This is a genomic window from Legionella longbeachae (assembly GCF_004283175.1).
GTDB lineage: Bacteria > Pseudomonadota > Gammaproteobacteria > Legionellales > Legionellaceae > Legionella > Legionella longbeachae.
Genome location: NZ_RXNW01000008.1, coordinates 89,127 through 113,406, shown reverse-complemented (window position 1 = coordinate 113,406; position 24,280 = coordinate 89,127). Strand labels below are relative to the sequence as shown.

Below are 24,280 nucleotides of genomic sequence, written 5' to 3'. Positions count from 1 at the left end.
TTATTCTTGTCAAATTAAGAGGCAAAACAGATCCAAACTTATGGCGATATTATAAGGTTCTATGCTTGTATAGATAGCCTGCTCATCCTCAGTTATAATGGTACTTTATTTTGTTTAAATTGCTATCCCTATGCATCTGAAACAATTGAAGTTAGCGGGTTTTAAATCTTTTGTTGATCCCACGGTAGTACATTTTCCGAGTCAATTAGTGGCGGTAGTGGGTCCAAATGGTTGTGGAAAATCAAACATCATTGATGCCGTACGTTGGGTTATGGGGGAAAGTTCTGCACGAAATTTACGCGGTGAATCAATGACCGATGTTATTTTTAATGGTTCTTCTCATCGTAAATCTGTAGGCCAAGCCTCAGTGGAATTAGTATTTGATAACAGCCTTGGACGTTTAACCGGACCTTTTGCCAGCTATGGTGAAATTGCAGTCAAGCGCGTGGTTACTCGTGATGGTGATTCTTCTTATTATCTAAATGGAAGCCGCTGTCGTCGTAAAGATATTACTGACATTTTTCTTGGTACTGGCGCAGGCGCTCGTGGTTATTCAATTATTGGGCAGGGTACTATTTCTCAACTTATTGAGGCGAAACCCGAGGATCTGAGGGTGTTTCTTGAGGAAGCTGCTGGGGTTTCTAAATATAAAGAGCGTCGACGTGAGACTTTGCAACGTATTGAGCATACTCGTGAGAATTTGACCCGTGTCGCAGACATCCGGGATGAGTTAGACAAACAACTACAGCGCCTGGAACGACAATCTAAAGCCGCGGAACGTTATCTCATTCTTAAGGATGAAGAGCAATTATGTCGTGCAGAAATTTTGGCACTCAAATGGCAAGATTTGGTAAGTCAACAAGAAGCAAAACAACATCAATTGCATGATTTGGCGGTGCATTATGAACAGCAACAAAGTGCGCTTACCAAAGTGAATAAAGATCGTATTATTTTAAATGAAAAAATTTATGATGTAGATGAGCAAACCCAGCAGATTCAAGCCAGTTTTTATCAGTTAGGTACTGAAATAGCGCGTTTGGAAGAAACCATCCAGCAACAAATGCGTGAGAAGAAACGTCTGGAACAAGACCAGCAACAAATGCAATCGGATTGGCAGGCTATTGCGGAACGATGGCAAGAAGATAAAGAGGATTTGCTTCGTTGCCAACAAAATACTCAAAATCTAGCAGAGAGGCTCGAACAATTAAGCGTTCAATTTAAAGATCACGATACTGATTACCAGGAAATGCAAAAAAAACAGACCCAATGGGAGCACCATTGGCAAGAAGTGCAAGCCCATGCAAACAATCTGAAAAGAGAATTTCAAGTAGCGCAAGTGAAAGCACAGCATTTAGAGGAAAAGTATCAGCAAACGCTTTTAAGATTAGAAAAACTTAAATTAGAGCAAGAATCTATCTCTGTAGATGACTTGCAACAGTCACAACAAAAATTACAAGAGCAGCGTATTAAGCTCATTGCCGATCAAGAATTTGATGAATGCCAATTAACTCAAAGCCAAGAAAATACGGATCAATTGCGTACTAAATTACAAGAAATCGAGCAGCAGTTACATGCAGTGCAAGATGATTTTCATCGAACGAATACGGAGTATGCTGCATTAACAGCGGCTCAGCGTGCGGCGCGACAAGGCATCAAAAAAAATAAAAAAGGTATTCCAGATTGGTCTGAAAAACCAAGATTAATGGATGTTTTGCAGGTTGAGAATAAATGGCAAGCTGCTTGTGAACGTGTATTGAATGAATCATTGCATGCTTATGTTTTAGAAACCTTTGATGAATTATGGCCGCAGCAAGTAAATTGCGAGCGCCAGGGGGAATGCATTGTTACTTTAAGAAATAGAAGCACCAGGTCTGATTCACGCCCAAGCCTTATGGACAAAATACATGGAAAAATACCTGCAAATGTATCTCCTTTAGAACATATTTATACTGCGGAACATTTTGACGACGCATTAAGCTGGTTACCAGAATTAGAGGAATATCAATCGATTATTACCCCAGATGGTTTTTGGATAGGACAAGGATGGGTAAAATTTGTGAATCCTGAAGAACAAGATGACGTAGGTATTTTGGTACGCCAACAAAAAATCGCCGATCTGTCATTGGTCGTTCAAGAGTTACAACAAAGTATAGAGGCGCTGAGAGTCGAGCGTGATGATACTCATCTACAATTACAAAAGGGTTTAAAGAATATCGAACTCCAACAGCTCAATGTTAATGCAAGTAATGAAGCATTAAGGGCAAACAGTTCAGCGTTAAGTAGTAATGAACAAGCGATATTCCATGCAGAAAAACAAGCAATTACTCTAACTATTGAATGTGAAGAATTGCAGTTTCTTCTGGAAGAAACTGCAGCTGAACAATGTATTATCAAAGAAAAATTACATTCTTTAGAAGAGCAATGTCGCGAATATGAACAACGTCAAGAAGCATCTTTACGTGAAAAACAAGAATGCTTGGATGGCTTGGCATTAAAAAAGAAACAAGTGGAAGAATCTCGATTTCAATTCCATCATGCAGAGCTGGAATATGATAGGGAAAAAAACAAAATACAACAACTTGAAGATCGTATTCAGAGAGAAAAAGAACGCCTGGATACTTTGCAAGAGCGTCTTGAACATATAGCGTTGCTCAGTTTACAGACGGAAGAACCAGGGCTGGAACTTAAAGGCCAATTGGCACAACAGTTACAAAAGCATAGCGAGGTAGAGTCGCAATTAACTTTAAGCCGAGAGCAATTGTTGCAGTTGAGAATGGAACTTGAAGATTGTGAGAAAAATATTTTAAACTGTGACTTTGAGGTCAAACGCATTCAAGAACTCATCGCTCAAGTTCGCATGGAGGAGCAAGCTTTAGCCGTGCGAGCAAGCTCAGTACAAGAATCATTAGATGAAACTGGATTACAAGCTCAAGTCGTATTAGAACAGATACCCACGGGTATAACACAAAGCATAAGAGAAGATGAATTAATTGCTCTTGCAGAAAAAATTAAACGCTTAGGGGCAATTAATCTGGCGGCAATTGAAGAATTTGCTACTGAGCAGCAACGTAAAGTATATTTAGACGAGCAATATAATGACTTAAGCCAGGCTTTGGCAACGTTGGAATCAGCCATTGAAAAAATGGATAAAGAAACTCGATTGCGCTTGGAAAATACTTTTGAGGAAGTAAATACTTCATTCAAAGCACTTTTCCCGCGTTTGTTTGGCGGAGGAAGAGCGCAGCTTGAATTAACTTGTGATAATCTGTTGGAAGCTGGTATTGTAGTAATGGCACAACCTCCGGGTAAACGCAATAGTACAATTCATTTGTTATCTGGAGGGGAGAAGGCAATGACTGCAGTAGCATTGGTATTTGCTATTTTTCAGTTAAATCCTTCACCATTTTGTATGTTAGATGAAGTGGACGCACCTTTAGATGATGTAAATGTAGGACGTTTTTGCACTTTAGTGAAAGAGATGTCACAATTTGTTCAATTTCTCTTTATTACGCACAATAAAGTTACGATGGAGTTGGCAGATCATTTGATTGGGGTAACTATGCGTGAACCTGGGGTATCTCGCTTGGTTGCGGTTGATGTAACACAAGCTTTGGCGATGGAGTAGATGATGCAGGCAAATTGGAGCTTAATTCTTAATGTCCTGTTGTTGATTGGTGTCATTGTAGCAATTTGGCGCTTAATGAAAGCTCGAAAACAGAGCTTAAGCCCAGAACGTTATCAACCCAGTCTGGGAGTATCAGAGAAGAATGTAACTGGTGCACAGAATTATAATGATGACATTATTGCGGTACGAAAAGTCAATGTAACTTCTGATCTCGATAATGAAGTAAAAAGAAATGAGGACGTGCAATTATTAAAAAAGTCTACTGAAAATGTTTCGTCCCCTCGTTTGCTGCCAGAAGATGATGACAATGAAGTCAAGTTAAAAATTGACTCTAAACCAGAACCAAAAATAGAAATACAAACGACATCAAAGGATGAAGCTCCCTCTACTTTAATGATATTTCTGCTTGCAAAGGAAAATAGACAATTCGCCGGATATGAGTTGTTACAGACTGTTTTAGCAGTTGGTCTCCGTTTCGGTGAAGGGCATTTATTCCATCGTCATCAGTTCTCAAATGGCCAGGGGCCGGTTTTGTTTAGTTTAGCAGCGGCAACAGCAACAGGCGTTTTTGACTTACAAAATATAGGCGCTTTTAGTGTGCGCGGTTTATGTTTATATATGCACCCTTCAAAAAATTCAGGTATCGATAGAGAGCGGTTGGCAGTTATGATAGAAACCGCGCGACAGTTAAGTGAAGAGTTAGATGCTTATTTGCTTGACGATCGACGTAAGCCCTTAACAGAGGAGAGGGTTTCTCGTTATTATCAGTCATTACAAATAAATCCATCTTTTGAATCAGTGGCTGTATCATCTTGACTTATTGAAATAGAGGGTTGGGCTACGCTATTCTACACAGCCCAACTTACCGCAACTATCTTGATGCCCCTGTTGGTGCTTATGTGCAACAATTTATAATATTATTCCCCTTGAACTCTAAGCTCAAGTGTTAGTACACTAGAGTTTTAGCCATGCCTTATTATTATGAATCTAAATACAGTTGCTGCATTACTCGCTCAATCATGCCAGATTAGTACTGAACTTACTGGTATTTGTATTGATAGTCGCGAACTCAAATCAGGTAGTTTATTTATTGCTATCCGTGGGGAGCGTTTTGATGGCCATGATTTTATTAAAGAAGCTGAAGCTCGAGGTGCGGTAGCTGCAGTAGTAAGCCACAGAGTAGAAGGAGTGCATATCCCACAGTTTGTTGTTCCTGATCCAATTCAGGCACTGGCTAAGATAGCAGCCGCTCACCGACAGAATATACATTGTCCCGTTATTGCGCTTACTGGTTCTAATGGGAAAACTACCACCAAAGAAATGATTGCTGCTATTTTACCTTCCCCTTCACATTCCACGAAAGGAAATCTCAACAATCATATTGGCGCCCCATTAAGTGTTTTTCAGCTAAATAGCCAACATCGTTATGCCGTTTTTGAATTAGGGGCAAATCATCCAGGTGAAATTGCGCATACGGTAGCAATTGTTCATCCTGATGTTACTTTAATTAATAATATTGCTCCGGCGCATGTGGAGGGTTTTGGTTCTATAGATGGTGTGGCCCGTGCTAAAGGTGAAATACATCAAGGTTTATCTTCTGCTGGGACTGCTATAGTCAATGATGATGATGCTTATGCGCATTTCTGGGATGAGTTGTTACTGGATAAAAAAGTACTTCGTTTCTCTATAGAACATCCTGCGGATGTTTATGCTCAAGATGTTCAATTGGATAGCCAGGGCTGCGGACATTTTTCTTTAATAGTTCCTAATGGAAGAGCTGATATCCATTTAAAAGTTCCTGGTTTACATAATGTTCGTAATGCATTAGCTGCTGCTGCTTGTTGTCATGCCATAGGCCTCTCTGCAAAAGAGATTCAACAAGGGTTAAATCTTTTTAGCGGAGTAAAAGGCCGGTTAACTGTTCTTACTGGAAAAAATCAATCTACAGTAATTGATGATACTTATAATGCAAATTTACGTTCCGTTTTGGTTGCGTTAGAGGTATTAGCAGAGCATCCAGGGAAAAAAATTTTTGTGTTTGGTGACATGGGGGAGCTGGGAGTTTGGGCGACCCAACATCATCAAGAGGTTGGTATTGCTGCCCGTCGTTTGGGAATTGATCAACTCCTTTGTTGTGGTTCCAAAAGCAGATTGGCTGCTGAGGCATTTGGAGTTGGTGGTGAATATTTTACCAGCCAAGAACAACTTGTACAAAATCTGGTTGCAAAATTATCAGCAGACACTGTGGTTTTGGTTAAAGGTTCTCGTTCTAGTGCCATGGAAAAAATTGTGCATCAGCTTGTATAAATAAAATGGAGTCTGAGTTCGTTCATCAAGAGACTTTTGTACGAATGTCCCGATTAGCATCGCACAAAGGGATAAGTGTTTCTAGTTGTTAAGGTTTATATTAAGAATAAATGGTACAGAAGAAAACGTACAGCGTCAGATTGAGGATAAAAATGTAGGTCTTCATTTGGCGATTGAATGAATTGAATTAAGGGTTCAAGAATTTTTTTACAGAATGCTGAATGGATTGTCGGTTTATGGTATGCTTGGCCGCTTTTTGGCCCATTAACCTGATTGGGCATTATTTAATAAGAACCCATCATTGGGCGCTAACGAGAGGAACAGTTTATGCTTTACTGGCTAACGCAGTTATTTCAGGGACAATATCATGCGTTACGAGTTTTTCAATACCTGACGTTTCGATCTATTTTAGCATCTTTAACTGCACTTATAGTAGGATTAGTGTGTGGTCCTATTATGATTCGTTGGCTACGTGGCTTGCAGATAGGTCAGATGGTACGAGATGATGGACCGCAATCACATTTATCTAAAGCAGGCACCCCAACTATGGGAGGGGTGTTAATTGTATTAGCAGTTACTGTGAGCTGTTTGCTATGGGGCGATTTGCAACAGCCTAGTTTATGGCTTGTCCTTTTAGTGACGTTAGGAAATGGAGTTGTTGGCTGGGTTGATGATTATCGCAAACTAGTATTAAAAAACAGTAAAGGCTTACCTGCTCGTTGGAAATATTTTTGGCAATCAGTAGTAGCACTCATCGCGGTGATCTATTTGTATATGCATGCAGATTTACCAGTGCATACACAGTTAACTGTACCTTTTTTTAAATCGTTGACTATAGGCTTAGGTATATTTTTTCCTGTTCTGGGTTATTTTGTTATTGTGGGAAGTTCCAATGCGGTGAACTTGACTGATGGGTTAGATGGATTGGCTATTATGCCCATAGTCATGGTTGCAGGGGCTTTAGGTATATTTGCGTACGCGTCAAGTAATGCAGTCTATGCACCTTATTTAGGTATACCCTATGTTCCCAATACTGGGGAGTTAACTATTTTTTGTTCTTCAATTGTAGGTGCAGGCCTTGGTTTTCTTTGGTATAACAGCTATCCTGCCCAAGTATTTATGGGGGACGTAGGATCTTTAGCCTTGGGAGCTGCGTTAGGTATTGTTGCTGTAGTGATTCGAGAAGAGTTAGTTTTATTAATGATGGGTGGTTTGTTTGTTATTGAGACAATCTCTGTTATTTTACAAGTAGGATATTTCAAGTACACTCATGGTAAACGATTATTTCGAATGGCACCTTTACATCACCATTTTGAATTAAAAGGATGGTCGGAGCCAAAAATAATTGTCAGATTTTGGATTATTACTGTAGTGTTTGTTTTATGCGGATTGGCGACTTTAAAACTTCGATAAAAAGGTGCACTCATGAATCCTCCGTTGTATTTAATAGCAGGTTTGGGTAAAACTGGTTTATCAGTAGCACGGTATTTACGTAGAAATAATAAACCATTTATTGCTTTTGATACACGTGCACAGGCTCCGGGTATTGCTGAGTTTACTCGAGAATTTCCCAATGTTTCTCTTTATATCCAAAATATTCCTGATGAAATAATCTTTCAACTTTCAGATATTGTTGCAAGTCCAGGTTTGTCTTTAGATACACCTTTTTTAAAAAAAGCCATGAAGGCAGGCGTAAGTATTTATGGTGATATAGAGTGTCTGGCTCGAGAGATTCATGCCCCAGTCATAGCAATTACTGGAACAAATGGAAAATCAACAGTCACTACTTTAGTTGGAGAAATGGCAAAGGCTGCAGGATATAAAGTTGCTGTCGCCGGGAATATTGGAACACCGGTTCTTGATATGCTTAATGATGAGCATCAATATGATCTTTGGGTTTTGGAGTTATCGAGCTTCCAATTGGATTTAACTTATTCATTGGAGCCGATTGCCGCTACAATTTTAAACGTGACTCCTGATCATTTGGATAGGCATCATACTATGGAGGCCTATATCCAAGCCAAGCAACGAATTTACCATAAAGCACGGGTTGCATTATTTAACCGCGATGATTTTTATACAGTTCCTATGACCTCGAGCCATGACGACGCAAAAATCAGCCAAGAACTCAGCACGAACAAGACCTCATCCATACTTCGGGAACCTTTATCGCATGCCTGCAGCGAAAGGGAAAAGGAAGAAATTCATTTGAGGGGGAATGTAAATCGAATTTCTTTTGGTAAAGATGCTCCTGAAAAAAACAATTGGGGTTTAATTAACCAGGAGAATAAAATATACTTGGCAAAGGGTCATACTTGCTTTTTGCCTGTTGAGTCTGTATTAATCAAAGGAGTGCACAATTGGTTTAATGCACTTGCCGCATGTGCTTTAGCCGATATAGCAGGTATTACACAGCAACACATTATTGAGGTATTAACCACATTTACGGGCTTGCCCCATCGTTGTCAATGGGTGCGAACCTTGGATGGAGTAGATTGGATAAATGATTCAAAAGGGACAAATATTGGTGCAACAATCTCTGCAATTAATGGAATAGGAGGTTCTATGCAAGGAAAGATTGTACTTATTGCCGGTGGGCAAGGAAAAGGGGCTGATTTTAAGGAATTGACTCAACCAATTGCTGATTTTGTAAGATCTATAGTTTTAATTGGTGAGGATGCAGATAAAATAGAAGCTGCATTGGCGAATGTAGTTCCAATATCACGCGCCTCCTCATTAGATAACGCGGTCGAAGTTGCTAAGTTACAGGCAAAACCAGGCGATGTTGTTTTATTATCTCCTGCATGTGCTAGTTTGGATATGTTTCGCGATTTTAATCATCGCGGCGAGGCTTTTGCTTCTTTAGTAAACGGGTTATAAACCGATGCGACCAAGACATGTGAATCAAAGAGGTAAACCTGTTAGCAAACCTATTTCGCTTTATGATAAATGGCTTATTAGTGTCGTTATTGGTTTGTTGATTATCGGGCTTATGATGGTTGCCTCAAGTTCAGTCATGATTTCTACTAAATATTTTCATCAGCCGTTTCATTTTTTGATCCGTCAAGTGTGTTATTTAGCTGCAGGAATAATTGTTGCTTTAATAATTGTAAGAACCGATAGTAGTGTTTGGGAACGTATTAGCATGCCAATGCTGATCATCTGTTTGCTCATGTTACTGATTGTATTGGTTCCCGGGATTGGACGTTCGGTCAATGGTAGTCGACGATGGTTGGCATTAGGGCCTATAGGAATACAAGTTTCTGAATTGGCCAAGCTCACTATGATTTTTTATTTGGCAGGTTATTTGGTTCGTCAGCAAAAGGCGGTCAGTACCAGTATTTTGGGCTTTATCAAGCCAATGGTTATTTTAGGAATCGTATCACTATTGTTACTGAGGGAGCCTGATTTTGGAGCTACGGTTGTGATTTCAGGAACAGTGATGGCAATGCTGTTTTTAGCGGGAGTAAAATTACGTTATTATATAGGTTTGATGTTAGTAGTAGTGGGAGCATTAGCCTTTTTGGCAGTTTCGTCCCCTTATCGAGTTGCTCGTCTGACCGCATTTTTAGATCCTTGGGCAGACCAATATAATAGTGGTTATCAATTGACTCAATCTTTAATTGCATTTGGACGTGGAGGATGGTTTGGAGCTGGTTTAGGCGAAAGTATCCAAAAATTATTATATCTGCCTGAAGCACATACTGATTTCTTATTTGCTGTCTTGGCAGAGGAATTAGGTTTGGTAGGTATTTTAACGGTTATGGCTTTATACAGTATTTTAGTAATTAGAGGTTTGACCATTGCATACAACGCTTATATACAGGAACGATTATTTGCTTCTTATACAGCGTACGGATTAACCTTTTGGCTGGGTTTACAAGCAGCTATTAATATGGGGGTTAATTCGGGTTTGTTACCTACAAAAGGATTAACTTTACCACTGATGAGTTACGGTGGTGCCAGTATGGTTATTAATTGTGTTGTAATTGCGTTATTATTGCGCATTGATCATGAAAATCGTTGGCAGGCTCTTGGGTTGAGGCCGCTATCAACCTAAATAACTATCAGAAAAAATACTTTTTTGATAGTAAGTTTAGGTAAACATAAGGGGGAATTGTGGGCAATTCGAGACAATTTATATCTTCACGTATGGGTTGCGTAGAGCAAATACATTTTGTTGGGATTGGTGGTGTTGGTATGTGTGGAATTGCTGAGGTTTTACACAACCAAGGGTATCGCATTACAGGTTCGGATTTAGGTGAAGGGAGTACGGTACAACGATTAAAATCTTTGGGGGTTCCTGTTTATTTAGGACATAAAGCAGAACATATAAAAGGAGCCGATGTTGTTGTTCGTTCTTCAGCTGTGGAGTGGAATAATCCTGAAATAGTAGCAGCTCGCGAACAAATGATTCCGGTTATTCCTCGAGCAGCAATGCTTGCGGAGCTGATGCGCTTTCGACATGGTATCGCTGTAGCTGGAACTCATGGCAAAACAACAACTACAAGCTTAGTAAGTAGCGTTCTAGCCGAAGGAGGATTAGATCCAAGCTTCGTAATTGGTGGAAAACTAAACAGCCTGGGGATTAATGCCCAACTTGGCCAGTCTCCCTATTTTGTTGTTGAGGCAGATGAAAGTGATGCATCATTTTTATTCTTAAAACCTATGATGGCGATAGTGACTAATATCGACGCAGATCATATGGGAACTTATGAAAACAATTTTGAAAAACTAAGAACCACTTTTCTTGAGTTTCTCCATCATTTACCTTTCTATGGTTCGGCCGTGGTATGTATTGATGATCCTGAGGTGCGCAAAATTCTACCATTTATTGAGAGGCCTACGTTAACCTATGGTTTTACGGAAGAAGCTCATTATCGTGCGATAGATTGGACACAAAACGAACTTATTAGTGAGTTCACAGTCATTCGCCCAAAATCCTATTCTCCCCTAAAAATCCAATTTCAGTATCCAGGTCGTCATAATGTATTAAATGCGTTAGCTTCGATTGCAATTGCTACACAGCTAGGTGTTGATGATAATTCTATTATTCGAGCCTTGGAAAAATTTCAGGGTGTGGGTCGTCGTTTCCAAATGTTAGGCGAGAAAAAATTCGAGAAGGGCTCTGCTCTTGTTGTGGATGATTACGGACATCATCCTCAAGAAATTCTATCAACCATAGATGCGTTTCGTCATGTATGGCCAAATAAGCGGTTAGTACATGTATTTCAACCGCACCGTTATACACGAACTCAAGAGTTACAAGAGCAATTTGTTGATGTGTTAAGTCTTGCTGACGAGTTGTTTTTGTTTGATATTTATTCTGCAGGGGAGTCTGAAATCCCAGGTGTAAATAGTGAAAGCCTGGCAGAAAAAATAAGGAATAATGACAAAAAAGTTACTTTGGTAGATGAACGATCACTTAAAAAAAATTTAGATCAATCGGTTAAAGAGGGTGATGTGATACTGATTCAAGGTGCTGGAAGTATCGGACAAATTGCGGTGAACTTGATGCAAGAATTATGAGAATAAAATGAGCACAATAGAGAATGATTGCGACTTTACCGATAAATTACAAGGCACTTTGCTTTATAATGAGTCTTTGGCAGAATATACTACTTGGCGTGTTGGGGGGCCTGCCGCCAAGCTCTATAAGCCTGCAAATATTGCTGATTTATCGTTATTCCTTCGTCAGCTCCCTGAAACTGAGCCATTGTTGTGGTTAGGATTGGGTTCCAATTCTTTAATTCGAGATGGTGGTTTCTCCGGAACAGTTATCCTTACCCAAGGATGTTTAAAAGAAGTAGCACTGCTGGATGCCCAGACAATTAAAGTAGGTGCCGGGGTATCTTGTGCAAGCATGGCGCGTTTCTGTGCACGTAATGATTTGTCTGGTGGAGAGTTTTGGGCTGGTATTCCTGGCACGATGGGAGGGGCTTTACGAATGAATGCCGGTTGTCATGGGGGTGAAACTTGGCAATCTGTAATAGAATTGCAAACCATGACACGAAGGGGTGAAATAAAAATTCGTAAACCCGAAGAGTATGAAGTTGCTTATCGCCATGTTTTAGCGCCCTCTGATGAGTGGTTTGTTTCAGCGACATTTAAACTTAATCCTGGTAATAAAGAAACTTCTTTGCAAGTTATAAAGGATTTGTTAGCCCATAGGGCAAATACACAGCCTACAAATGAATACAACTGCGGGTCAGTATTTAGAAATCCTCCTGGCGATTATGCAGCTCGTTTGATTGAATCTTGTGGGTTGAAAGGATTCACCATAGGTGGGGCAGTAGTTTCTCAAAAGCATGCCAATTTTATTATCAATCATCAAGGATCGGCAATCGCAGCGGATATTGAAGCATTGATACATTTAGTACAAACTAAAGTTCGTGAGCAGACAACAATTGAGTTGATGCGCGAAGTACATATTATTGGAGATTATTAATGTCTAAGCTTATCAATCTGGTTCTGCTCTATGGTGGGAAATCTGGAGAGCATGAGATTTCATTGATTTCAGCCGCATCTGTTTTAGCGCATTTGGATGATAAAAAATACAATATTATTCCTATTGCCATGGATAAAGATGGATTATTGCATCAACATCAATACCAGGATTTATTAGCATCTAAAGAAAAGCTTCCTGTTGTGACTGAAAAATCAAAGCCCTTAGCAGGCTTACTAATCAATGGGCGTTTATCTGTTGATGCAGATATTGTTTTTCCTATAGTTCATGGACCTCTATATGAAGATGGCTGTTTACAGGGAATGCTTGAGTTATCAGGGGTAGCCTACGTCGGTTGTGATGTGCTTTCTTCTGCTATTGGCATGGACAAAGATATGACAAGGCGTATCGCTTGTATTAATGGTTTAAAATCAGCGGATTATAAGGTTTTATCGTGGCATACCTCAACATCCGAGAGACAACGTTTTTGTCAAGAAGTTGCTGCAGAATTTGGTTGGCCTTTATTTGTTAAACCTTGTGCCATGGGCTCAAGTGTAGGGATACATAAAGCAAAAAATATGGATGAACTTATCAATGCTGTAGAGGATGCGCTACGTTATGACGAAGAAATTTTAGTCGAAGCATTCGTGACAGGGAGGGAGATTGAATTATCCGTTCTTGAGAGTGTTATTCCAGCAGGAAAGCCAAGAGTCAGTTTTGCAGGTGAAATTCGAGTAAATCATCCTGACGGTTTTTATTCTTACTCAGCAAAATATTTAGAGAGTGGAAAAACTGATTTAATAATACCTGCTCATTTAAGTCATACTTTGTATGAACAATTAAAACAAGCAGCAGCGGATATTTTTCTTCGATTAAAATGTAAGGGTATGGCGCGTGTTGATTTTTTTGTTAATGAAAAAACTGAGACAATTTATTTTAATGAAGTAAATACTTTACCAGGGTTTACTTCGATCAGCATGTATCCAAAATTATGGCAGGCAAGTGGTTTAGCCTATCCTGATTTGCTTGACGAACTGATTCGGATTGCAATGGTACATCAGAACTGTCGTCGACATATAGTAACCAATTACCTGTGAATGTCATGGATAAAAATAGGAGTGTTGTTTTCGGGAATTTGCGTTATATTTGTTGGTTATTAGTATTAAGTTTAAGTGCGATATTTTTGACCTATCGTTTGGGTTATTATTATATGTCTGATGCAGAACGTTTTCCAATTACTACGGTTAAAGTCTCTGCGAATTACGAACATGTAACTCATCAGGAACTGGAACATATATTATCAAAGCATTTGATTAATAGTTTTTTTACTTTTCCAGTAAGTGTATTACAGGATGAATTAAATGCGATAGGTTGGGTGGATACTGCGAGTGTTGAGCGTATTTGGCCTGATACTTTAAAAATAAAACTTGTTGAAAAAAAACCGGTTGCGATTTGGAATAATGCTTTAATGACAGAGGATGGCAGATTATTTAATGAAGATGCTGTCCCTGAAGATCTAAATATCCCTCGCTTAAAAGGTCCTGTATCTCAACAAGTAGACGTCTTACAAGTTTACAAAAAATTGAGTAAGATATTATCAATGTATGATGTGAAAGCCACTGGACTAAATTTAAGTGAAAACCAATCATGGGTATTGCTTTTAGGCAATGAAATCAAGATATATTTAGGAAAGAAAGAGCTTGAAGCACGGTTGCTTCGTTTTTGTAAGGCATATCCTGCGGTATTTGCTGAAAAAATAGAGCAGTTGGCAAGCGTGGACCTGCGTTATCCACGTGGTATGGCAGTGCAGTGGAAACAACAAACGGAACGATAATGGCAAAAAAAATAGAAAAAAATATTATCACTGGATTGGACATCGGAACTTCAAAAGTAATTGCATTAATTGGTGAAGTTACCTCTGATGGTGCAATAGAAATTATCGGAATAGGTCGTCATCCTTCTCGTGGTTTAAAACGCGGTGTTGTTGTGGATATAGAGGCTACTGTAAACTCCATACAACGAGCAGTTCAAGAAGCAGAGCTCATGGCCGGATGCGAGGTGCGAACGGTTTATGCAGGGATCGCAGGAAGCCACATTCGTAGTTTGAATTCACATGGGATTGTGGCTATTCGTGATAAAGAGGTATCGCAGGCTGATGTAGAACGAGTAATTGATGCTGCAAAAGCTGTAGCAATCCCTGCAGATCAAAAGATTCTTCATGTTTTACCTCAAGAATTTATCATTGATCACCAAAATAGTATCCGCGAGCCTATAGGCATGTCTGGCGTGCGGCTTGAGTCTCGGGTGCATATCGTTACTGGCCTAGTAAGTGCCGCACAAAATATAGTCAAGTGTGTGCGCCGATGCGGATTGGAAGTGAATGATATTATCCTGGAACAATTGGCTTCAAGCCATGCGGTTCTTACTGATGACGAAAAAGATTTAGGTGTGTGCCTCATTGATATTGGTGGTGGAACTACAGATATAGCCATATTTTCTGAAGGCGCAATTCAGCATACAGCAGTAATTCCTATTGCAGGTGATCAAGTCACTAATGATATTGCCATGGCTTTACGTACACCGACTAAAGCAGCTGAAGCCATTAAGTTGAATCATGCTTGCGCATTGTCTGAATTAGCTAATGCAAACCAAATGTTAGAAGTGACCAGTGTGAATGATAGGCCTGGCCGAAAAATTTCAGCCACTGCTCTATCTGATGTGGTTGCTGCACGATATGAGGAGTTGTTTACTTTGGTTCGCAATGAATTACGACGCAGTGGTTTTGAGGATCGGATGGCAGCTGGTATTGTTCTTACTGGTGGCGCCGCAAATGTACAAGGGGGTATTGAGCTTGCAGAGCTCTGTTTCGAAATGCCAGTACGAAAAGGGTTGGCACATTCTGTATCGGGTCTAGCTGAAGCAACCGAAAACCCTTCTTTTGCTACGGGGGTAGGATTATTGTTACATGGTTATCAACAGCAGTATCTATCGAACTACAGTGCACCTACAATGAATGATAGTACTCGCAGTTTGTGGGCACGTATGAAAGAATGGTTCCAAGGTAATTTTTAGATAACAAAAAAGTTTTTAATTAAATCAGCAGATGTTTTCGTTAGAGTTATTACTGCTGGATTAGACAAAGAATAAACATATGAGGGGAGCGGGGTTATGTTTGAATTAATGGAAAGCCAACATTATACCAATAATGCTGTAATTAAGGTCGTTGGTGTAGGTGGTGGCGGTGGTAATGCCGTTGAACATATGGTCGCAGAAAATATTGATGGCGTTGAATTTATTTGTGCTAATACTGATGCACAGGCACTAAAAGGGTCTAATGCAAAAATACATATTCAACTCGGTGATGAACTTACCAAGGGTTTAGGCGCTGGAGCAAATCCACAAATTGGACGAGAAGCAGCAGAAGAAGATAGAGATCTTATCCGAGAAATTTTGACCGGTGCGGATATGGTTTTCATCACTGCAGGAATGGGGGGGGGAACTGGAACAGGTGCGGCACCTGTCTTTGCAGAAATTGCTAAAGAATTGGGTATTTTAACTGTTGCTGTAGTGACTAAACCATTCTCCTTTGAAGGTAAACAGCGTGCATTGGCTGCGGAAGAGGGGATACGCCGTCTGGCAGAACATGTTGACTCACTGATCACGATACCTAATAACAAATTACTGAGCGTTCTTGGGAAAAATATCAGTCTTCTTAATGCGTTTAAGGCGGCGAATAATGTTTTACTCGGTGCAGTAAAAGGGATATCTGATTTAATAACTCGCCCTGGTTTAATCAATGTGGACTTTGCAGACGTTCGTACTGTCATGTCGGAAATGGGTATGGCAATGATGGGTACAGGTAGCGCTGTGGGTGAACAACGAGCACGCCAAGCAGCCGAAGCCGCTATTGCTTCTCCATTACTCGAAGATGTGAATTTTTCTGGTGCTCGAGGTATTCTTGTCAATATTACCGCAGGTCTTGACATGTCAATTGGAGAATTCGAAGAAGTAGGTGATGTCGTTAAAGAATTTATTTCTGATGATGCTACTGTAGTGGTAGGGACTGTAATTGATCCTGAAATGACTGATGAAATGCGTGTTACTGTTATTGTTACAGGTTTAGGTGATACGAGACAACGTCATCAACAGGCTCAACCACAACAATCCCATCGTGCTCGTTTGCTTGAAACAACACGAAGCGATGGTTCATTAGATTATCAACAATTTGATAGACCAGCTGTGGTTCGTAAACAGGCTCAGACAAATGTATCTTCCACTTTAAAGCAAAATAGTGATAATGTTCCTGATGTAGATTATTTAGATATCCCTGCATTTTTGCGTCGCCAGGAAGAGTTATAAATTTGAACTCCTTCTTCTGTTATAGGAGAAGGAAATTTCAGTCTTTGATACAAAAATAATTAGACTAAATAATAAAATATTGATAGGATCGCGAAGTTTTGCGCGCAAAGTAAATAAATAAAAAATCTGATATTATGAAGAACAAGGTGAGCACTGAATGACAAAACAAAGAACTCCTAAAAAAGTGATCCAAGCGACAGGGGTAGGATTGCATTCTGGCGAAAAAGTGCTCTTAACCTTGAGACCAGCTCCAGTGAATACAGGTATCGTTTTTAGACGAGTGGATCTTGAGCCTGTAGTAGAAATCCCAGCATCTTATGAGCATGTTGGCGATACAATGTTATGTACTACTTTACATCAGGGGCCGATTAAGATTGCAACTGTAGAACATTTGCTTTCTGCCCTGGCAGGTTTGGGCATCGACAATGCTTATATTGATGTGAATGGACCTGAGCTACCTATTATGGATGGGAGTGCTGCTCCTTTTGTTTTTCTAATCCAATCAGCGGGTATTCGTGAACAAAATGCCCCCAAAAAGTACATTCGAATTATTAAGCCAATTCGAGTTGAAGATAATGGAAAATTCGTTCAATTCTATCCTTACAATGGATATAAAATTACTTTTACTATAGATTTTGATCATCCAGCTTTTAACGATAAGCCGCAGACAGTGAGCTTTGATTTCTCTACGACTTCGTATGTGAAAGAAGTATGTCGTGCACGGACTTTTGGTTTCCTCTCTGATTATGAGAAATTAAGGGAATGTGATTTGGCTAAGGGCGGCAGTTTAGATAACGCGATAGTAGTTGATGATTATCGTGTCCTTAATGATGATGGACTTCGCTTTGAATCAGAATTTGTTTCTCATAAAGTTTTAGATGCAATTGGTGATCTATATTTGTTAGGTTCTAGCCTAATTGGTGCTTTTGAAGGTTATAAATCAGGCCACGAACTTAATAATAGGTTATTGCGAGAGTTAATGGTTAGAAGAGATGCTTGGGAATATACTTATTTTGATACAGAGGAGTATCTTCCTGCACTGCAAGCAGAATTTTATCCTATTGAAGCATAATAGGAGCTGTTAAAAAGGAGGATTCTGTCATGAGACTTAATGTAGGTCTTATTTTTGCTTTGGTATGTAGTTCATCGATTTTTGCTGCAAGTACCGAACCCCAGAAAAGCGCTACTGAAGAAGCGCTTCATATGAATTGGTTAAATACTAATATCTCACCCAGCCAAGATTTTTATTCCTATGCTAATGGTAATTGGCAAAAGAATAATCCTATTCCCCCTGATTATTCAAGTTGGGGAAGTTTTAATATTATCAGCGAGAAAGTCCAGAATATTATCCATCAAATGCTCATTAATGCAGCTAAAGATACAACGGCAAAGCCAGGTAGTATTGAACAAAAAGTAGGGGATTTTTACTACAGTGGCATGGATGAAGAAAGTATTAATCAACTAGGTATTAAACCCTTACAACCCGAATTTGATCGTATCAATAATTTGAAAAACCTAACTGACTTACAAAATGAAATAGCTCATTTACATCAAATAGGAGTTGATGCTTTTTTTGATTTTGGGAGTATGCAAGATTTTAAAAATAGTAGTGAGATGATAGGGGCATTAGTGCAAGGAGGTTTAGGCTTGCCCGATCGTGATTATTATTTAAAAGATAATATTAAATTCAAACAAATTCGTGATGCATATGTGGATCACATTGCTAAAATGTTTGAATTATTAGGAGATGCACCAGATAAAGCAACAATTGAGGCTAAAACAGTAATGAAACTAGAAACGCAAATGGCTAAGGTTTCTATGTCTCAAGTGCAACAACGTGACCCTAATGAAATTTATCATATAATGAACTTAGCTCAATTGGCACAATTGACTCCAAACTTTTCCTGGCCTGCATATTTTGCAGCTATGGGGCAAGATAAACTTAAGCACGTCAATATGGCAATGCCTGTTTTTTTCAAGGATCTGAATAAACAATTAACTACAATTTCTTTGGAAGACTGGAAGACGTATTTACGTTGGCATTTGATTGATTCTTTTGCTTCTTATTTATCAAAACCTTTTGTGGATCAAAATTTTAAAATGGTTTCTGTGCTTACTGGAGCAGAAAAAATATTACCGAGATGGAAGCGAGTTGTAGCTACAGAAAATGCTGCTTTAGGATTCGCTATTGGTAAGATGTACGTGGATAAATATTTTTCTCCAGAAGATAAAAAGCAAGCTTTGGACATACTTAAGAATATTCGTACCGTATTAAAAGAAGATATTAATACTTTATCATGGATGACACCAGCCACACGCAAAGCCGCTTTGAAAAAATTGGATTTAATGGAGGAGCGAGTAGGATATCCTTCAAAATGGTGGGACTACTCTAAGTTGAAAGTTAATCGGGGACCTTATGTATTAAATGTTATTAGAGCTAATAAATTTTTAACAAATCGTGATCTTCATAAAATAGGAAAGCCTATAGATAAAACTGAGTGGGCAATGACTCCACAAACTATTAATGCTTATTATGATCCATCAATGAATAATCTAAATATTCCAGCAGGAATTTTACAATCCCCATTTTTTTCCCCCGATGCCCCGGCAGCAGTGAATTATGGAGCGATAGGGTTTGTCATGGGACATGAAATGACCCATGGGTTTGATGATCAAGGGGCAAAATTTGATGGTTATGGCAATTTAAAAAATTGGTGGACACCGAGTGATTTAGCAAAGTTCCAAGCAGCTACACAATGCATTGTGAATCAATATTCGAATTATGTTGTCGATGATTTACATGTACAAGGGAAATTGGTTGTAGGGGAAGCCACTGCTGATTTAGGAGGTATTATCTTGGCTTACAGGGCATTCCAGCATTCTAAGGAATATAAAAATGCACCTACAATCGCGGGAATGACTCCGGATCAACAATTCTTTTTAGCAACAGCGCATGTCTGGGCTATGAATATTAGACCGCAACAAATAAGAAATCAAATTACTACTGATCCTCATCCTCCTGCACAATATAGAGTAAATGGAAGTTTAGCTAATATTCCACAATTTCAAGCAGCTTATCATCTATCTAATGATAGTCCTATGGTTAATAAAAATCGTTGTGTGATCTGGTAAGTTATAAAGTGAATGTATTATGCTTAATTTCAATAAATGAATTACAATGTGGTTGAATATTAACTTTTTAGGAGATAATAATGACTAAAGAAGAAATGATTTGCCGTATTGTGCGATATGTTACTCAAAAACCAAGCATGAAGAAAACATGTTGTGGCTAATAAGATAGAATTACCGGATATATTACTTTATCAAAATAAGACGGTTGTAACGTATTTTTGTTATCACCGTCCTGAGCTTACCCTGCAAGAGGTAAATGAATTATTTACTGATTTATTGTCTTGGATGTGGTTGCACGACCAAAGAGCTAAATTGGGAAAAAGAACATACCTTTTTGGCCCTTTACTGCTTCTTGATGATCTTTGGCACGCTTTTATCTTACATACACGCGATTATGTCGATTTTTCAATGCATTATTTTGGAGCCTATTTTCACCATGATATAGAGCCCATTGGTTTTGAGCATGTTATGAGCGAAGACGAACTAGCTGATTATTTGCAAGATTGTTTTACTTATCTTGGTGTAGAGTGGGTGTCACGTCGATTTGAGAAGGCTCTCTTAGAAACTATTTAGTACGATTGTCTACAAGCTAAGCGGTTCTTTACACATTGCAGCATAGGTCTGAGTATTTTTGAAATAAGCAGGAACTTACCAAAATATTCAAATGTTCATGGCAAGGATCTAATAAAGAATTGTATTTAAGCGCAGGAAGCTCAATGAAAAAAAAAGTATGGTTTCATTTTTTGTATTCAATGAGGCATATAATTGCTTTTCTTTGCGCCATGCTTGGTTTTATTATTATTAAGCAAGTTGCACTACTGATATATGTAAAACCCTATCAGCCATTGGATGCTTTTACATTTTATAGAATGCTATGGAGTTCCAGCAGTTTGTTCTTACATATAATTTTACTATTTAATATTTTCATTAAGCCATTATTTATTTATTTTATAGTACTTTTCATATTTTTTATTTTAAAATAAAAAATGATATGACGAGGTAACATTAATTTATGATTATCCCCAATATGATATTTATCACTTTTTAGCAAAAGTTCCCTATGCTTTTGGATGCGAATTTATAACATTTTAAGGCATATTAAATTCCTTGTTATCTAAAAAATTTATAACTCATATAAATTGAATCAATTGGATTAATGTAGATCAATTTGATTAAATATAATTACTATGAATTAACGCAGCGAATTATTTGCTAAAGAGAGAGTAAGTATGAGTTCTAAATTGGGATTTATTGCCATTGATATTGATGGAACTACTTTAGTAGAAAAAATCGATAAAAATCCTTTATATGGGTGGCGAAATACTGAGAGCAATATTAGAAGTTCATTAAAGGAGTACATGAAGTGGGCTCAAGAGAAAGGCTATGACATTATTATCCTCACCGCACGGCCTGAGATTGTAGAGCCCGCCCTAAAAAATATCAAACTAGGAACCTTACCCACAATGGACATACTGCAACGTTTAGTCCATGAAGAAAATATAACGATTAAACAAATTGCCAGAGCCCCAGCTGGGCTTAAAGGTGCAAAGATGCAAGAGCTTCTTACCCAATATCAAAACGAAAGCAACGAGCATGAGAATGCTATAGGCATACTGTTTGATGATCAATTAAAACAAGTTCATGATGTCAAAAAACAAAATAATCCGCAATTATTGGCTTTTGACATTAATAGCAAAGAAGATTTGGAGAAATTTGCTGAAATTGTTGAACTCCCTGGAACTCATGCTTGCCATCCTTATGCAATAACATTAAAAGTTCTTACTGAACATTCCGATCTATTTAATTTAAAAGCAAGTATCAACAAATTAGATCCGAATCAACATTTTGAGGTCATGAATCTTCTTAACCATGTGGTAGACGACCTTTGCATTCGTATTGATGAGGCGAGATTGCATGATTACAAACCCGAAATAAAATGGGTAGAAACGACCGTGAGGCACATGCATTCACTTATAGATAAAATATATTTTGATACTCAGGAGCTGACTTGCAAGGATCTAAAAAGCGCTAGTAAGGAAATTTTTGGTCACGCAAATCCTGATAAGGTGAAACCCAATTCAAAATGCGATGTGTTAGTACAAACTATGCTCTTAAAAGCAATGGAAGATGTTCAGGCAAACGAACTACAAGGAGCTCGCAGTCGTTTTGAAAATATCAAACAAAAACTAATGGGTATTAAGAAAGAAAATCAGGATATCGAGCTTAAAGTAGAAGAGAGCCTGGGCGGAATAAAGCCTAGCTAGAGATAGCGATGCATTAAATATTGCACAGATAAGAAAAGCTGGCTTGATAATAAGTATGCTAGAGCCAGCGTTTTCCACTGGACAGATGCTTATATCATCACTTATTTATTTTTCTTCATGATCTGCTAAGCGTAATAATGCTTTTTGTAATGGTTCATATGTACACTGTTGACTTTCATGAACAATGGTAGCTTTAGCTCTCTCTGATAATGCATTTTTATGAAGTTGAATATGTTCTTCTTGTTGGAAACTTGGTGTATTGACGGTGACTTTAATTGATGACAGTTGGTATAGGCCAGCCTCCTTACGCAGACGATCACGGAGCTCTGGAAGAATATAACGCAGTTGTGTTGCCCATACAGCATTGGTAGTGGTGAGTATTAAGCAACCTTTATTAAAGCTCCCTACATAACATTCTTTAACTAAATTTTCTGGAAGTAATTGTTTTACTTTACGAGAAAGTTCTTCTAGCTGAAAAGAGCGTTGACAAATTTCTGCAAGTTGTTTGTTAAGGCAATGGCTGATAGAACGCATTTTAAATTTAGAAATTTTAATTAGATAACTATAGAATAGCAAATTCATGCTAAATGGAATATCATAATTTTTAGCAAAACACTCAGGACCATAGGTGGAAACTAATGTTTGAAAAGCAGAATAATAACAATCCTAAGGATATTATCTTTTTTACCCGAATGCATTGGATTATATTTTTTTGGCCTGTACTCAGCTTATGTGTTGCTTTAGCAATTGTCCATAATACTGATCTCGCTCTATTAGAAAAAGTAGGGTATGGTGCAGCTGCTTTGGCTTTACTATGGACTGGTATGACGTGGATGACTTATTATTTTTCATCTCTTACGATTAAAAAGAATCATGTCATTATTCGTACAGGAGTTATAGTCCGGCAAACTATTGATATCCCATTAAGTAAGATAGAAGCAATTGATATACGTCAATCTATCCTGGGGAGTATTTTAAGTTACGGTTTGGTTTGTATTACCGGTACAGGCGGAACTCGCCGCATTATTAACTTTCTACATCACCCACTTACTTGCAGGCGATATATAGAACAGCTTATGGGTGAGTTACATCGGGATTAATTCGATCTAAATAAAAGTGGTTCGATATAAAAATGGTACTATTTTTATATCGAACTTGTATTTACTTAAATTCTTGCAATTAACTCTGATTTTGTTTGGGAATCAACAAAAGCAGCTTCAATTGCCAATCGTGTAATTGAATTCATTGTTTGATCATCATAATTATAAGAATTTTGTACACGGCTATATTCGTGGCCTAGCGATGTGCTCATGAACGGTGGATCATCTGAACTGATGCTGATCTTAATTCCTGCCTCATAAAATTTAGGAAAAGGATGCTCACTCATATTTTTAAAAAGACCAAGAAAGATATTGCTGCTGGGACAGATTTCTAAAGCAATTCCTTTATCCTTTACCCTTGCCATAGTGTTTGGTGAATAGATTGAATTAACTCCATGCCCTATGCGTTGAATGGGGAGATAATCCATAGCTTCATCCATTCCAGCTGCGGAAGCAAATTCACCCGCATGTACAGTACACTGCAATCCAGCGTCAGCTGCAATTTGATAGGCCTTTGTGAATAATTTGGGTGGAAATTTTGCTTCATCACCTCCTAAACCAAAACCAGTAACACATGGAAATTTATCTTTATGCGTCTGTTGTGCAACACGTTCTACAGCTTCTACACCAAAATGACGAACTGCAGTAACAATAATTCGTCCTACAATATTGAATTGTTCTTTAGCATCGTCAATTGCTTGTTGAATTGCTGCTAAGTGCTCTGCAGAAGGTATTTTGCTGGAAAGTTCAGCATGGTCAGGAGAGTACATCATTTCAACATAGATAGCATCCTCTTGGGCACGGGCTCTTAAATAATCAAAAGTAATATCATAATAATCTTGAGGCTGTTTTATTACCGCAGCTAAGGTATCGTACACTTTTAAAAAGTCGAGAAAATCCTTTGATAAATAGCTTTTCCCATCAGGAGCGACAAGTCCTTCGGGCAAAATTAATTGATTTCTTCTCGCAAGCTTAGCAGCTAATTCAGGAGTAATAGTGCCTTCTAAATGAACATGTAACTCTGCTTTTTTTAAACTCATGTTGTTGC

At 38.5% G+C, this 24,280-nt stretch carries 19 protein-coding genes; 17 read left to right on the top strand and 2 right to left on the bottom strand.

Annotated elements, in window-relative coordinates; translation table 11 throughout:
• The first annotated feature begins 130 nt into the window (after positions 1-130).
• From smc to EKG34_RS09595, 16 genes are all read left to right on the top strand, one after another.
• Positions 131-3,625 (top strand): chromosome segregation protein SMC, encoded by a 3,495-nt coding sequence (gene smc / locus EKG34_RS09680; RefSeq protein ID WP_003635181.1) that lies wholly within the window; start codon positions 131-133, stop codon positions 3,623-3,625.
• 3 nt (positions 3,626-3,628) lie between these two features.
• Positions 3,629-4,441, top strand: a complete 813-nt coding sequence (locus tag EKG34_RS09675; protein ID WP_003635183.1) for a cell division protein ZipA C-terminal FtsZ-binding domain-containing protein — start codon at positions 3,629-3,631, stop codon at positions 4,439-4,441.
• A gap of 165 nt (positions 4,442-4,606) precedes the next feature.
• Complete coding sequence (locus EKG34_RS09670) at positions 4,607-5,932, top strand: UDP-N-acetylmuramoyl-tripeptide--D-alanyl-D-alanine ligase (RefSeq protein ID WP_003635184.1); 1,326 nt, start codon at positions 4,607-4,609, stop codon at positions 5,930-5,932.
• A 327-nt stretch (positions 5,933-6,259) separates the two neighbouring features.
• Entirely contained in the window at positions 6,260-7,345 is a 1,086-nt protein-coding gene (mraY, locus tag EKG34_RS09660; protein WP_003635187.1) for a phospho-N-acetylmuramoyl-pentapeptide-transferase, read from the top strand.
• Positions 7,346-7,357: 12 nt separating this feature from the next.
• Positions 7,358-8,812 carry a UDP-N-acetylmuramoyl-L-alanine--D-glutamate ligase gene (gene murD, locus EKG34_RS09655; protein WP_003635189.1) on the top strand — a complete coding sequence of 485 codons (1,455 nt, stop codon included), beginning with the start codon at positions 7,358-7,360 and terminating at the stop codon, positions 8,810-8,812.
• A 4-nt stretch (positions 8,813-8,816) separates the two neighbouring features.
• Complete coding sequence (gene ftsW / locus EKG34_RS09650; RefSeq protein ID WP_003635191.1) at positions 8,817-9,992, top strand: putative lipid II flippase FtsW; 1,176 nt, start codon at positions 8,817-8,819, stop codon at positions 9,990-9,992.
• A gap of 59 nt (positions 9,993-10,051) precedes the next feature.
• Entirely contained in the window at positions 10,052-11,461 is a 1,410-nt protein-coding gene (murC, locus tag EKG34_RS09645; protein WP_012979360.1) for a UDP-N-acetylmuramate--L-alanine ligase, read from the top strand.
• A 7-nt stretch (positions 11,462-11,468) separates the two neighbouring features.
• On the top strand, positions 11,469-12,380 hold the full coding sequence (gene murB / locus EKG34_RS09640; protein ID WP_003635195.1) for a UDP-N-acetylmuramate dehydrogenase: 912 nt from the start codon (positions 11,469-11,471) through the stop codon (positions 12,378-12,380).
• Positions 12,380-13,474, top strand: coding sequence for a D-alanine--D-alanine ligase family protein (locus EKG34_RS09635; protein WP_003635196.1), 1,095 nt, complete (start codon positions 12,380-12,382; stop codon positions 13,472-13,474). The genes murB and EKG34_RS09635 overlap by 1 nt, the downstream gene beginning before the upstream one ends.
• A 5-nt stretch (positions 13,475-13,479) precedes the next feature.
• Complete coding sequence (locus EKG34_RS09630; RefSeq protein WP_003635198.1) at positions 13,480-14,211, top strand: cell division protein FtsQ/DivIB; 732 nt, start codon at positions 13,480-13,482, stop codon at positions 14,209-14,211.
• On the top strand, positions 14,211-15,449 hold the full coding sequence (ftsA, locus tag EKG34_RS09625; protein WP_003635200.1) for a cell division protein FtsA: 1,239 nt from the start codon (positions 14,211-14,213) through the stop codon (positions 15,447-15,449). Before EKG34_RS09630 ends, ftsA begins: the two co-directional genes overlap by 1 nt.
• 96 nt (positions 15,450-15,545) lie before the next feature.
• Positions 15,546-16,736 carry a cell division protein FtsZ gene (ftsZ, locus tag EKG34_RS09620; RefSeq protein ID WP_003635202.1) on the top strand — a complete coding sequence of 397 codons (1,191 nt, stop codon included), beginning with the start codon at positions 15,546-15,548 and terminating at the stop codon, positions 16,734-16,736.
• A gap of 157 nt (positions 16,737-16,893) precedes the next feature.
• Positions 16,894-17,808 carry a UDP-3-O-acyl-N-acetylglucosamine deacetylase gene (gene lpxC / locus EKG34_RS09615; RefSeq protein ID WP_003635205.1) on the top strand — a complete coding sequence of 305 codons (915 nt, stop codon included), beginning with the start codon at positions 16,894-16,896 and terminating at the stop codon, positions 17,806-17,808.
• A gap of 29 nt (positions 17,809-17,837) precedes the next feature.
• Positions 17,838-19,868 carry a M13 family metallopeptidase gene (locus EKG34_RS09610; RefSeq protein WP_003635206.1) on the top strand — a complete coding sequence of 677 codons (2,031 nt, stop codon included), beginning with the start codon at positions 17,838-17,840 and terminating at the stop codon, positions 19,866-19,868.
• Between the two features lie 153 nt (positions 19,869-20,021).
• A complete protein-coding gene (locus EKG34_RS09605; RefSeq protein ID WP_003635208.1) occupies positions 20,022-20,441 on the top strand; it encodes a glycine-rich domain-containing protein in 420 nt (139 codons plus the stop codon).
• 656 nt (positions 20,442-21,097) lie between these two features.
• Complete coding sequence (locus EKG34_RS09595; protein WP_003635212.1) at positions 21,098-22,132, top strand: HAD family hydrolase; 1,035 nt, start codon at positions 21,098-21,100, stop codon at positions 22,130-22,132.
• Positions 22,133-22,237: 105 nt separating this feature from the next.
• Here the strand turns inward: EKG34_RS09595 and EKG34_RS09590 are convergent, their stop codons facing one another.
• Positions 22,238-22,666 carry a DUF721 domain-containing protein gene (locus tag EKG34_RS09590; protein ID WP_003635214.1) on the bottom strand — a complete coding sequence of 143 codons (429 nt, stop codon included), beginning with the start codon at positions 22,664-22,666 and terminating at the stop codon, positions 22,238-22,240.
• Between the two features lie 104 nt (positions 22,667-22,770).
• Between EKG34_RS09590 and EKG34_RS09585 the strand changes: the two genes are divergently transcribed.
• Positions 22,771-23,232: a PH domain-containing protein gene (locus tag EKG34_RS09585; RefSeq protein ID WP_003635217.1), complete on the top strand. Its 462-nt coding sequence runs from the start codon at positions 22,771-22,773 to the stop codon at positions 23,230-23,232.
• A 65-nt stretch (positions 23,233-23,297) separates the two neighbouring features.
• On the opposite strand, the gene EKG34_RS09580 is transcribed toward EKG34_RS09585, so the two are convergent.
• On the bottom strand, positions 23,298-24,272 hold the full coding sequence (locus EKG34_RS09580; protein ID WP_003635219.1) for an adenosine deaminase: 975 nt from the start codon (positions 24,270-24,272) through the stop codon (positions 23,298-23,300).
• Between the last annotated feature and the right edge of the window lie 8 nt (positions 24,273-24,280).

What these genes read in the sequence shown, in the direction of transcription:
- lpxC (WP_003635205.1), top strand. Translation starts at nt 16,894, where the DNA reads ATGACAAAACAAAGAACTCCTAAAAAAGTGATCCAAGCGACAGGGGTA.
- EKG34_RS09610 (WP_003635206.1), top strand. Translation starts at nt 17,838, where the DNA reads ATGAGACTTAATGTAGGTCTTATTTTTGCTTTGGTATGTAGTTCATCG.
- EKG34_RS09675 (WP_003635183.1), top strand. Translation starts at nt 3,629, where the DNA reads ATGCAGGCAAATTGGAGCTTAATTCTTAATGTCCTGTTGTTGATTGGT.
- ftsA (WP_003635200.1), top strand. Translation starts at nt 14,211, where the DNA reads ATGGCAAAAAAAATAGAAAAAAATATTATCACTGGATTGGACATCGGA.
- smc (WP_003635181.1), top strand. Translation starts at nt 131, where the DNA reads ATGCATCTGAAACAATTGAAGTTAGCGGGTTTTAAATCTTTTGTTGAT.
- EKG34_RS09595 (WP_003635212.1), top strand. Translation starts at nt 21,098, where the DNA reads ATGAGTTCTAAATTGGGATTTATTGCCATTGATATTGATGGAACTACT.
- ftsW (WP_003635191.1), top strand. Translation starts at nt 8,817, where the DNA reads ATGCGACCAAGACATGTGAATCAAAGAGGTAAACCTGTTAGCAAACCT.
- murD (WP_003635189.1), top strand. Translation starts at nt 7,358, where the DNA reads ATGAATCCTCCGTTGTATTTAATAGCAGGTTTGGGTAAAACTGGTTTA.
- EKG34_RS09630 (WP_003635198.1), top strand. Translation starts at nt 13,480, where the DNA reads ATGGATAAAAATAGGAGTGTTGTTTTCGGGAATTTGCGTTATATTTGT.
- EKG34_RS09670 (WP_003635184.1), top strand. Translation starts at nt 4,607, where the DNA reads ATGAATCTAAATACAGTTGCTGCATTACTCGCTCAATCATGCCAGATT.
- EKG34_RS09585 (WP_003635217.1), top strand. Translation starts at nt 22,771, where the DNA reads ATGTTTGAAAAGCAGAATAATAACAATCCTAAGGATATTATCTTTTTT.
- murB (WP_003635195.1), top strand. Translation starts at nt 11,469, where the DNA reads ATGAGCACAATAGAGAATGATTGCGACTTTACCGATAAATTACAAGGC.
- EKG34_RS09590 (WP_003635214.1), bottom strand. Translation starts at nt 22,666, where the DNA reads ATGCGTTCTATCAGCCATTGCCTTAACAAACAACTTGCAGAAATTTGT.
- EKG34_RS09580 (WP_003635219.1), bottom strand. Translation starts at nt 24,272, where the DNA reads ATGAGTTTAAAAAAAGCAGAGTTACATGTTCATTTAGAAGGCACTATT.
- EKG34_RS09635 (WP_003635196.1), top strand. Translation starts at nt 12,380, where the DNA reads ATGTCTAAGCTTATCAATCTGGTTCTGCTCTATGGTGGGAAATCTGGA.
- ftsZ (WP_003635202.1), top strand. Translation starts at nt 15,546, where the DNA reads ATGTTTGAATTAATGGAAAGCCAACATTATACCAATAATGCTGTAATT.
- mraY (WP_003635187.1), top strand. Translation starts at nt 6,260, where the DNA reads ATGCTTTACTGGCTAACGCAGTTATTTCAGGGACAATATCATGCGTTA.